Source organism: Puia dinghuensis (assembly GCF_014642875.1).
GTDB lineage: Bacteria > Bacteroidota > Bacteroidia > Chitinophagales > Chitinophagaceae > Puia > Puia dinghuensis.
The window spans coordinates 545,289-557,659 of sequence record NZ_BMJC01000002.1 but is presented as its reverse complement, the minus strand read 5'-3'; the positions used below and the strand labels follow the sequence as shown (position 1 = coordinate 557,659).

Below are 12,371 nucleotides of genomic sequence, written 5' to 3'. Positions count from 1 at the left end.
GCACCTATAAAAAAAGACATTATGAAAGCGAATAATAATAGATATCTTCTCGCCATAACCACCCTCGGCCTGCTTCTGGCAACAGGCTGTCAGAAACTCGATGAGGATCCCAAGTCCAACCTCACTCCCAGCACCTATTTCAAAACCCAATCCGATCTCGACGCTTCGGTGGCCGCCGTCTATGCCGAGCTGACGCCTGATTATGCGTTTGGCTTCACCACCCGGATGACTTCCTGTTTTGGCGCCGACGATCTGACGACAGACCCGGGACTTAACAAGGCGATCTTCCGGGAATTCGATGAGCTCAATGCCTCCAGCAACAACTCAGGCCTCATCAACCAATGGCAGGGGCCCTGGGCTTCCATCTACCAGGCCAACAATGTACTGGCCAACTATACAAAGGTCACGGGCAGCACGCAAACAGCCCTGCAACAGTCGGCAGGCCAGGCATTTTTCTTAAGGGCCTTCTCGTATTACTACCTGGTGCGGGTCTTTGGACCGATACCCGATATCACCGCTCCCATTGCGGCAAATGCCCGGCCGCAACGCGACTCCGTGTCCAAGGTCTATGCGACCATCGTCAGCGACCTGCAGCAAGCCGCTGCGTGGCTGCCTGCTTCCTGGCCCAGCCAGCCCGGCCGTGCTACCTCCGGTGCAGCCCGTTCACTACTCGCCGACGTATACCTGAGTATGACCGGCTGGCCCCTCAACCAACAGCAGTACTATGCACAATCCGCCGCTGAAGCGGACAGCGTTATGACCTCGGGCGCCTATTCGCTCGACCCCGACTTCAATACCAACTGGACTACCAACAATGGACCGGAATCCATTTTCGCCCTCCAGTTCAATGTCACGGCAGGCGTACCCGAACGCAGCTTTGGGTCGACCTCTGTTCCCCTGGATGAATCCGGGCTCGACGGTTCCGGCGGCTGGGACGATTTTTATCCCGAGATCAATTTCTATCTCAATTCGCCTAAGTGTTACCGTTCGTGGTGCACCTACTACGACACCCTCAAACTCCTCAACTCCGACAAAAAGACCTTCACCCTCGTGCCGTGGAACTCGCCGCTTACTCACGCCGGTCATCCCTATTATAAGAAGTTCAGGCATGGTCTGGTCACCGGTGGCGTTGCCGATGGCGTGAAGGAGACAAGCAACTCCATCCTTTCCATAACCCCCAGCACTAACAAGGCCCAGGATTTCATCCGCTATGCCATGGTTCTGTTGGATTATGCGGAAGCTTCCGACATGGCCGGCAATGGCCCCTCGGCAGCGTCATATAGCGCAGTCAACCTCGTCCGCGAACGCGCCGGCCTCCCCGACATGACGCCCGGCCTTTCGCAACTGGCCTTCCGCGATTCCGTCGTACAAGAACGTGCCTGGGAATTCGCCGGTGAAAACGGCGTCCGCTGGTTCGATATCGTCCGGTTACAGATGCTGCAGAAGATCAATGCGGCCCGTAGCCCGCTGGAGAATCCCATCAACTCGAGCAATGCTCTCAGTACCCGTTATATTGCGCCTATTCCGTTCCAGGATATGAGCAACGACCCTAATTGGAAGCAAAATCCAGGCTATTAAAAAGTGCGGCGCCCCCGTCGGGGGCGCCGCCTTCAAACTCGCATATGAAGCATCTTTTCGCAATCCTCCTTTTAAGCATTTCCGCGACCCTTTCCGCTCAATCTCCCGCCCGCTATATCGATCCTACCATCGGCAACGTCGGCGCCCTCCTCGAACCCACCCGGCCTACCGCCAGTCTGCCAAACCAGCCCGTCCGCGTCTATCCTATCCGGAAAGACTACCTCGACGATCAGATCACCTGCTTCCCCCTCACCGCCGTCTCCCATCGCCTCGGCGAAGCCTTCGCAATCCGGCCCACCATCGGTGACGTCACGCCGGATGCCTGGTCGCAACGCATGCCCTACGATGACGAGATCACCCGGCCCTGGTATTATTGTACCCACCTGCTCAACACCGGCATCACCGTGGAATACACCCCCGGCCGCCTCACCGGCTTCTATCGCTTCACCTTTCCGGAGAACACAACACCCTCCATTCTCCTCGACAAACTCAACGGCGGTCCGGCCGGCTGGCATTTCACCGCGAATGATAAACTCGACGCCACCGAAACCTGGCAGGGCAACGTCAAAATATACGCCCACATCGAATTCACCACGCCCGGCAAACCCGACACCAGCCAGGCAAGTCCCGCCATCACTTTCCCCGCGGGAACAACAACCATCGGACTTCGTTACGCCATCAGCTTCATCAGTCCCGATCAGGCAGAAGCCAACTTCCAAAAAGAAATAGCCCACACCACCTTCGACGCCGTAAAACTCCATGCCGAACAAGCCTGGTCGAATATCATCAACCGCATCCGGGTTGAAGGTGGTATTGAAGCGCAGCGCCGGGTTTTCTATACGGCCCTCTACCGCTGTCACGAACGCATGGTCGACATCACCGAGGATGGCCGTTATTATAGCGGGTACTCCCATAAAATAGAAACCGATTCACGTCCCTTTTATGTCGACGACTGGTCCTGGGACACCTATTTGGCCCTCCATCCCCTCCGGACGATACTCCACCCGGCGCAGGAAGAGGACATGCTCGATTCCTATGTTCGCATGTACAAACAATCCGGCTGGATGCCCACCTTCCCCGTACTCTTCGGCGACTATGCCTGCATGAATGGCTTTCATTCCACCGTCATCTTCCTCGATGCCTGGCGAAAAGGTCTTCGCAAAGTCGACATGACGACAGCCTACGAAGGCATGCGGAAGAATGCCACTGACGCCACACTATTGCCCTGGCGCAACGGCCCTGCTACTTCCCTGGATAGCTTCTATCGCACCAACGGCTGGTTCCCCGCCCTCCGGCCGGGCGAAAAAGAGAGCGTCCCGCAGGTACATCCCTTCGAACGGCGTCAGGCCGTTGCCGTCACTCTCGGCGCTTCCTACGACGACTGGGCCCTGCAACAGCTGGCAAAAGACCTGGGCAAAACTGCCGATGCACAGACCTTCGCCGCCCGTGCGCACGACTATACCAACCTGTGGAGCCCGGAAAGAAAATTCTTCCTTCCCAAAGACGATAAAGGCGCCTGGATCGACATCGACCCGAAATTCGACGGCGGCCCCGGCGGTCGAGATTACTATGACGAGAACAATGGGTACACCTATCTCTGGCAGGTGCAGGAGAACATCCCCGCCCTCATCCACCTGATGGGTGGCAAAAAAGCGGCCGAAGAAAGACTGGATCAACTCTTCCGCGAAGGCCTCGGCCGCAGCAAACAAGAGTTCTGGAATAAATTCCCCGACGCCACCGGGCTCGTCGGGCAATACTCCATGGCCAACGAACCTTCTTTTCATATTCCTTATCTCTACAACTATGTCGGCACGCCCTGGAAGACCCAGGAAAAGATCAGGCTCCTGCTCTCCACCTGGTTTCGCGACGATATCTTCGGCATCCCTGGTGATGAGGATGGCGGCGGGATGTCTGCCTTCGTAGTCTTTTCCTGTATGGGCTTCTATCCTGTTACCCCCGGTCTGCCCGTCTACACCATCGGCAGCCCCGTGTTCAGCAAGGTCACCATCGCTCTCGACAACGGTAAACAGTTTACGCTCATCGCCCATCACTGTTCAACGGAGAACAAGTACATCCAAAGCGCCCGTATCGACGGCGTGCCACTGAAAAGTCCTTGGTTCACCCATCGCCAACTCATGGCCGGCGGCACGCTCGAGTTGGAAATGGGTCCAAAACCCAATACGCAATGGGGCGTCGAAGCCACACCACCGGGTACAGCCGACTGACGGCAGGAGCCGCCAGGACTATTCGCGCACATAGGTCTGCCTGTGCTTTCCGCGGGAAATCCTCTATCTTTATGACAGTTTATGAAGAGGTTACTTAATTGCATTGCTGCCGTTCTCCTGTTTGGTACAAGCGCGCATGCCCAATCCTATGGTCTGGTATTCAGCAGCCATGAAGTTGTACAGGAAAAGCGGACCGCTCTCGACCTCAGCCCCGACGACTCCCTCTGCCTCGCAAACGACTTCGAACTCTCTTTCGATCTCAACTTCCTTCCACACCACGAGATCTACTTCGGCTATGTCTTCCGCATCATCGCGGTCGGCAACGGCGGCAGCGATCAAAATATCGACCTCATCTACAATCAGGCGCTGCGCGCCTTCAAGGTCATCGTCGGCGAGAACTTCTCCGGCATCAGCTTCACCGTCGACAGTAGCAGGCTCTACCGCGACTGGAACCGCTTTACGCTTCATGCTTCTCCCGACAAGCGCCTCATCCAATTCTCCGTCAATGGCCACGTAGTCGGCAGTAGTCCCATACCCGTAATCGGCAGCTGCTTCAAATTTCTCTGGGGCGCCAACGATTACCGTAAATTTCGTACCCGCGACATCCCGCCTATGCAGGTAAAGGACATCCGCCTCACCAGCGGTGCTCAGCAGTATTACTGGCCACTCGACGAAACGACCGGCGAGACAGCCATGGATAAGACCGGCCACCACGCCGCCAGGATAAAGAACCCCATCTGGCTCAAACCGAAATACCAGCAGTGGGAGCTCGTCGGCTCCTTCGCTGTCAATGGCTATGCGGGCGCGGCTTACGATCCAAAACAGGATAAGCTCTACATCACCGGCGCTGACACCCTCACCGCATACACGTTTACGAAAGACGGCTACGCCTTGGATTACATCCCCACCCGTCACATGGAATTCCTCATCGGCCATCAGAATATCTATGACACCTTCACCGGTCGCCTGCTCGATATCTGCATCGATCGCAAGACCGTCTCCACCTTCTCCTTCACTACCCGCGCGTGGGACCCGAACTTCAGCTTTGGTCCGCTCACCGAATACTGGCACGCCAATAAATTTCTTTCGCCGGCCGACAGTTCCCTTTACATCTTCGGCGGCTATGGACAGCTGCGATATAAGAACCGTCTTCAACGCTATCATTTTCCCACGCATCATTGGGACACCGTAAAAACTACCGGCGACTACCTGCCGCCCCGCTATCTCGCCGCCCTCGGCGCCAGCGACAAATACGCGTATATAGCTGGGGGCTATGGCAGCCTCTCCGGCGACCAGATGCTCGACCCACGCAACTACTACGATCTTTTTCGCTACGATATAAAAAAGCGATCGTTCAGGAAACTGCTTTCCCTTAAAACCCTTAGCTATCCTTATACTTTCGCCAACAGCATGGTCGTCACCAATGACAACTGGTATGGTCTCCTCTTCGCAAACGACACCTACAACTCGCAGCTGCAGCTCGTAGAAGGCAGGCTCACCGACTCCACCTATCGCCTTGTCGGCAACGCCATCCCTTATACCTTTCACGACATTCAGTCCTTTGCCGATCTCTTTTACTCTCCCTCCAGCAACAAGCTCATCGCCGTCACGCTCTTCTATTCGAAATATACCGCCGACAACCAGAAGGATAAGAACACCCTGGTGCATATCTATACGCTCAACTATCCTCCCGAACCCGCAAGCCTCGCCATCACTACGGCCACCCGTCGCGTCCGCGATAACGGCACGCAGCTGCTCATTCTCATCGGCGCGGTCATAGTCGTAGGACTCACTCTCTTCCTGGTACTGTTCGCCACAGCCCGCATTGGCCGCCGCCGCCGCAAAACCGCCGCCGCAACCAACACCATGGCCACCAACACCGCGGCCAACACCCCCGCGGCCAACACTCCCCCCGGCCTTGGAACATCCGCCGCCGCAGGCACCACGATAGCCGCCACTGCGCAAATCCCAGCCACATCCGCAAGAGAAACACCATCTGTCGGAGAGGCGCCACCGCAACCGATTGCAGGCTGGCCCTCCACCGCATCCCAACCTGAACCCGAACTCTCCGCTGGCTTCACCGACCCCGCTGCAACCCCCAATGCCAGCCTCCATACCTCTGCTATCTACCTCTTCGGCCCCTTCCAGGCCTTCGACCGCGATGGCCACGACTGCACCCGCGCGTTTACCCCCCTGCTAAAAGAACTCTTCCTCATCATAACCACCTACACCATCCGCAATGGCCGCGGCATCTCCTCCGAGGGCCTCAACGAGATACTCTGGCATGATAAGGCCGAAAAAGACGCTAAGAACAACCGCTCGGTCAACCTCGCCAAACTAAAACCTATCCTCGAGAAGATCGGCAACTGCAGCATCACCAAAGCCGCCGGCTACTGGCAGCTCCAGGCGCAGGACGACACCTTCCTCGACTATAAAAGATTTGCCGGCCTTCTCGGGGAAACAACTACACCTGACGCCCGTCAGATACATGCCCTCATCGACATCATAAAAAGGGGGCCCTTCCTCCTGCAAACAGAATACAACTGGCTCGACGACATAAAGTCCGAAGTTTCGAATGCCGTCATCGACCGATGTCTCAGCTATCTCCGCCACCATGGCAGCACCGAAAACCCCGAATTCATCATCGAGATCACCAACTGCATCTTCTACTTCGATCAGCTCAACGAAGATGCTCTCACGTTCAAATGCAAAAGCCTCATCCATCTCAAACGCCATAACCTCGCCAGCAACACTTATCTGAAATTCGCAAAAGATTATAAGGACATCTACAACGCCGACTTCTCCCGGTCGTTCCAGGAGATCATCGCCTGAAAATGTTCCCGTTAACCGGAAAATTAAACCTCCTGTTAATCGCCTGCGCCCATCTTTGCAGCTATGAGCTATTGCTATCGCCTGCTTGTCACCATTCCTGTTCTCCTGATCTTTCTTTCCGCCCGGCCTGTGCATTTCCTAGGAGCCACCTCCGGTGGCTCGACCGAAGGTCAGACATTAGCCCTTTGCGCGAATAGGTCTAATTTTGAGAATAGGCCTATTCGCGCACATAATCCTCCCGTGCCGCCTTACAAAGACCCCCGTCTCCCCATCGCCCGCCGCGTAGAAGACCTCCTCGCACGCATGACCGTTGACGAAAAGATCCGTCAACTCGACATGTACTGGGGAAAAGAGCTCGCCATCATGTCCGGCCCCAAAGCCGATGGCCACGAAGCTGCAGCCTATGACCCCGCCAAAACAGCCGCATGCCTCGGCACTGAAGGGGCGGGCTCCATCCACGATTTCTACCCCCTCACCGCCGACATCGCCAACCGCATCCAACGCTATGCGCTGGAAAAGACCCGCCTGGGCATCCCCGTCCTCTTCATCGAAGAGGGGCTCCACGGTTATAGCGGCAAGGGCAGCACCACCTTTCCTATCCCTCTGGAGCTCTCCGGCGCCTGGGATACGACCCTGCTCCACGACGTTGGCCGCGCTATTGCCACCGAAACCCGTGCTCATGGCATCGACATGCTCCTGGCGCCTGTCCTTTGCCTGCCCCGCGATCCCCGTTGGGGCCGCGTCGAAGAAACCTATGGAGAGGACACCTGGCTCGACGCCCGCAACGGCGTCGCTATGGTCAAAGGCCTCCAGGGCCTGGGCGTCGACCACCCCGATGCCGTCATCGCCGAACCAAAACATTTCGCCGTTCATGGCATCCCCGAAGCAGGCAGCAACACCGCACCCGTCAACATCGGTGAGCGCGAAGCCCGCAGCTCGTTTCTCTATGTTTTTGAAAAAGCCGTCCGCGAAGGCGGCGCCCTTGGCATGATGGCCGCCTATAGCGAACTCGACGGCATCCCCTGCGTGGACAACAAATGGCTTCTTACGGACGTCCTCCGCAAGGAATGGGGCTTCAAAGGCTTCGTCCTCTCCGACCTCGGCGCCATAAAAATGTCCTTCGAGAACCACCACGTCGTCGCCAGCCCGGCCGAAGCCCTCGCCCGCAGCCTCAAGGCCGGCCTCAACATGCAGTTCTATGATTGGCCGCATGTGGAATTCCGCTCAGCCATGCATACGGCTATCGGGCAACACCTCCTCTCCATCGCCCAGCTCGACAACGCCGTCCGCGATATTCTTCGTGTAAAATTCCTGCTGGGCCTCTTCGATCATCCCTATACGGACACCACGCTCATCACCCGCGTATTCCATACCCCCCAACACCAGCAGCTTGCTCTTAAAGCCGCCGCCGAAGGCATCTGTTTGCTAAAGAACGACGGTAACCTCCTCCCCATAAAACAAAACATTCACAGCCTAGCCGTCATTGGCCCCCTCGCCACCAGCACTTATCTCGGCGGCTATTCCAATAGTGAAGGCAAAGCCATTTCCATCCTCGATGGTCTTCGTCAGAAGGCCGGCGCCAACCTGTCCATTCGCTACGAACCCGGGTACACACCCGGCAACCCCGACGCCCCTGACAACCCCGGCGCCCCCGGCAACCCCGACGCCACCGGCAACCCCGGCGCCCCCGGCAATCCAACGGATAGCACCACTGCCGCCCGCCCCGTCAACGATCAGCTCTCTGCCGCCCTCAGCGCCGTCCGCGAGGCCGATCTCACCATCGTCGCTCTTGGTGAAGAACCCGCCATCGTCGGCGAAGGCAAAGACCGCGCCCATCTCCAACTCAGCGAGCAGCAAACCCAACTCATAAAAGCAGTCGTCGCCACCGGGAAACCGGTCGTCGTTACGCTCGCCAATGGCCGGCCTCTCTGCATCGACTGGGTCGCCGGACACGTTCCCGCCATCGTCGAGACCTGGTTCTCCGGCGAACAGGGCGGGCTCGCCATCGCCGACATCCTCCTCGGCAACACCAACCCCTCCGGCCGCCTGCCCATGACCTTCCCCCGATCGGAAGGCCAGATACCTTTCTACTATAATCATAAACCGACAAGCCACCATCACTATGTCGACGAAAAGGATACTCCCTTATTCGCCTTTGGCCACGGCCTCAGTTATACTCATTTCGATTATGCCAACCTGCAGGTGACCCCTGCAACGATCCCCATTGACGGGTCGGCCGACGTCCGGGTCACCGTGACCAACACCGGTTCCCTCGCCGGCGACGAGATACCCCAGCTTTATATCCGCGATGTCGTCAGCAGCGTCACCACACCTGCCATTGCCCTGAAAGGCTTCGCCCGCGTCACGCTTGCACCGGGAGAAAGCAAGACCCTCCACTTCCGCCTTGGTCCCGATCAATTAGCCCTCTGGAATGTGGCCATGCGCCGCGTTGTCGAACCCGGCGAATTCCGCATCATGGTCGGTGCTTCTTCCACCGATATCCGCCTCACCTCAAGCCTCCTGGTCAAATAATTCTTCAGCCATGCCCAAAGCCTCAGCCAAAGACACCACCACCACAACCGCCGCCCGCGCCGCTACCCCAGCCGTACCACCCTCGCGCCTTCGCCTCTTCCGGCTCATCGCCCTTATCCTGCCGATAGTCCTCATCCTGCTCCTGGAAGGAGTCCTCCATCTCTTCCATTACGGCTACGATACCTCCGTCTTCATCAATGCCCCCGGCAACAAGGACTGGCTCATCTTCAACCCCGATGCCTCAAAACGATACTTCACCGATGAGGGTATGGCCACCACCGGCAACCGGGAGCCCTTCAGAAAAACAAAAGAACCCGGCACCCTCCGCATCTTTGTCCTCGGGGAATCTACCACCATCGGCTATCCGTACTTCCACAACGGGTCCTTTCATCGCTGGCTCCAATATCGCCTGATGTGCAACAACCCCGGGAAAAGAATAGAGATCATCAATGTTTCTCTCACCGCCGTCAATTCCTACACCGTCCTGGGCTTTGCCCGCGAAGTCGCGAAACAACAACCCGATGCCGTCCTCATCTACACAGGGCACAACGAATACTACGGCGCCCTGGGGGTGGGTTCTACCGATCGCCTCGGTGGTACCCCCTGGCTCGTCGACACGCTGCTTTGGCTCCGCCAGTGGCGCTTCATCCAGCTGCTCACCCGGGTATATCGTGCTATGATGCACCTCTTCTCCTCCGGCCCGCCAATGACGGGCCGTACCCGTATGGAGCTGATGGTTGCCGACCAGCAGATCACCTACGGCTCCGCGCTTTACACGCTCGGCATTCAGCAGTTTAGCACCAACATGGACAAGACCCTCGCGCTCTTTCACCAGGAAGGTATTCCTGTCTTCCTCAGCAACCTCGTCTCCAATCTAAAGGATCAGCCCCCCTTCAGCAGCACCACCACTAAGGGGCCTGACTCCACTACCGCCGGCTATAATTTTACGCTGGCTAACCAGGCCTGGCAACACGGCGACTACGGCACCGCCAAACAAGACTATACGCTCGCAAAGGACATGGATGCGCTCCGCTTCCGTGCCCCCGAAGCACTCAGCGACATCATCGAAAAGCTCTGTCGCAAATACAGTGATAACACCCATCTCGTCGACACCCGCGCAGCCTTCGACTCCGCCTCCGCTCATGGCATCATCGGCAACAGCCTTATGCTCGAACACGTTCATCCCAACCTGATGGGTTATGCGCTGCTGTCCGACGCCTTCTATCAGGCCTTGCAGCAGTATAGCATCATTCCACCGGCCGCCAAAAACGACCTTACCCTGCAACAGCTCATCGCCGAAATGCCCATCACCCGGGTCGACTCGCTCAGCGGCGCCTATAAGATCGACAATCTGAAAAACAACTGGCCTTTCAACGTTTCCGGTCGCGATGGCGGCCCCCCTTCCCGGCAGGCTTACCACCTCACCACCGAAGAAAGCGATCTGGCCTATGCAGTCGCCTTCGAACATCTCCCCTGGGAAGACGCCATGCGGCAATTGTATGATTATTACAGTAAGACAGATGATTGGGCGAGAGCCGCGGCCGTCATGGAAGCGCTTTGCCTCGAACATCCGACAGAAGCGGGGTTTTATGAAAAGACCGCTATGCTTTATGGGAAACTTAACGAGAGAGAAAAAGCCATCCGCTATTTCCGCCTGGCCTTCGATCGCGAGCCTTCCTTCGACAAGGCCCGTTACCTCTTCGTTCTCTGCCTGCAGACCGACCAACCCGCCGCCGCTATGCCCTATCTCGACTATGCCATCGCCAACAATACTACGGGTATCAACCTCCGATCGGTCCGCGTCGCCACCCTCGGGGTCATCGGCCTGGAAAGAGAACTCTCCGGCGATTCGGCCAACAGCACCATCCGCGACTCTATCGCCAACACCTACGATCGGATGGGCAACCACCCCGCCGCATTAAAATACCGGGAAAGTATTCAGAAAAAATAAACTTCAATACAATGGAATTCCTGAAAGAACTCTGGCTCTTCCTGCGCACCCGCAAAAGACTCTGGCTGCTGCCGTTGATCATCCTATTGCTCGCTCTCAGCCTCATCATCGTCCTCGGCGGCTCTACAGCCCTCGCTCCCTTCATCTATAGCCTGTTCTAAACACCATGCCAACTATCCCTTCGGGATAGCCTGCTGCGATGGCTACCGGTAGTGCGGCATATGTTCATCCGCAAACTTCCGCTCGGCGTCGTTAAAATCGTTGACTGCCTGCGATCTCGCGGCATTCACCTTCTGGTTGGTCTGGTTGAACCCTTTCACCGAAGCGTTGATATCGTTCACGGCTTTGTTGTAAGCATCCACATCCTCCTTCGTACGCCCGCTGCCCTTCGCATCAAAGGACTTCTTCAGCTTGTCGAATTCCTCCGACTTCACATAGAAATCCGTCAGCTTCGGGACATCCTTCTCGGCTTCCTGCTGGTAGAACTGCAACGCCCGCCGGCACGACGCGATCAGTGACGCATCCCCTTCAAAAGGCTTCACCGTATCAAGGTCCTTCAAACCCTGCGCGGCATAGCTCGCCAGCGCGCTCCGCGCCTGTTCCATATCGTTCACCTTCTTGTCATTCATCGCCTTCACTAATTGGTTGTCCTCCCAGTTGCATTTGAAGAAGGCCAGGTACACCGCGTTGATATGTTTGTCCAGCTTGTCGGCAGTCTCCAGCTTTTGCCCCAGCGGGCTCGCCTCCGATGTCAGCGTCACGTGATATTTGTCGGCAAACGCCTTCGTTGCCTTGTCCAGATTGGCCCAGCCTTCGGTCAGCTTTTGGCTCACCTTGTCCTGTAACAACAGGTAGGCCTGCATCTCATCCACCGACTGCTCGGCCAGTTCTTCCACATCGACTATCTTCTTGTAATCCTCGCTAAAGACGATATAGACCAGCTTGATATAGTCGATGCCCGCCTGCCGCAGCGAATTGTCGCCCTTATACATCGGCAGGTCTGTCATCTTATACCGGCAATCTGTGATATTGTCCAGCACCTCCTGCCGCAGCTTCTCCACCTTCCTGGCCCGGCGGCCATGCGCGGCGGCGCTTACATACGCCATATACTTGGCGTCCATAGCCCCAAGCGTCTTGCTGACGGCTGTCACATAAGTGCCGGGATTGTCCATGTCTTGCGCAACGCAGGGAATCGAAAACAGAAGGGTGCCCAACAAGGGCAGGAGTAAGAGTGTAGACTTCATATGTCAGGT

Annotated in this window: 7 protein-coding genes; 6 read left to right on the top strand and 1 reads right to left on the bottom strand. The window is 57.0% G+C overall.

The window, feature by feature from the left end; translation table 11 throughout:
* Positions 1-21 precede the first annotated feature (21 nt).
* From IEY39_RS10565 to IEY39_RS10540, 6 genes are all read left to right on the top strand, one after another.
* Positions 22-1,578 carry a RagB/SusD family nutrient uptake outer membrane protein gene (locus IEY39_RS10565; RefSeq protein ID WP_188931229.1) on the top strand — a complete coding sequence of 519 codons (1,557 nt, stop codon included), beginning with the start codon at positions 22-24 and terminating at the stop codon, positions 1,576-1,578.
* Between the two features lie 44 nt (positions 1,579-1,622).
* Positions 1,623-3,803, top strand: coding sequence for a GH92 family glycosyl hydrolase (locus IEY39_RS10560; RefSeq protein WP_188931227.1), 2,181 nt, complete (start codon positions 1,623-1,625; stop codon positions 3,801-3,803).
* Positions 3,804-3,884: 81 nt separating this feature from the next.
* Positions 3,885-6,635: a Kelch repeat-containing protein gene (locus IEY39_RS10555; protein WP_188931225.1), complete on the top strand. Its 2,751-nt coding sequence runs from the start codon at positions 3,885-3,887 to the stop codon at positions 6,633-6,635.
* 63 nt (positions 6,636-6,698) lie between these two features.
* Positions 6,699-9,167, top strand: a complete 2,469-nt coding sequence (locus IEY39_RS10550; protein ID WP_188931223.1) for a glycoside hydrolase family 3 N-terminal domain-containing protein — start codon at positions 6,699-6,701, stop codon at positions 9,165-9,167.
* A 10-nt stretch (positions 9,168-9,177) separates the two neighbouring features.
* Positions 9,178-11,118, top strand: coding sequence for an SGNH/GDSL hydrolase family protein (locus IEY39_RS10545; RefSeq protein WP_188931220.1), 1,941 nt, complete (start codon positions 9,178-9,180; stop codon positions 11,116-11,118).
* An 11-nt stretch (positions 11,119-11,129) separates the two neighbouring features.
* Positions 11,130-11,279, top strand: coding sequence for a DUF5989 family protein (locus tag IEY39_RS10540; protein ID WP_188931218.1), 150 nt, complete (start codon positions 11,130-11,132; stop codon positions 11,277-11,279).
* A 42-nt stretch (positions 11,280-11,321) separates the two neighbouring features.
* On the opposite strand, the gene IEY39_RS10535 is transcribed toward IEY39_RS10540, so the two are convergent.
* Positions 11,322-12,362, bottom strand: coding sequence for an LIC11966 family surface protein (locus IEY39_RS10535; protein WP_188931216.1), 1,041 nt, complete (start codon positions 12,360-12,362; stop codon positions 11,322-11,324).
* Positions 12,363-12,371: the final 9 nt, after the last annotated feature.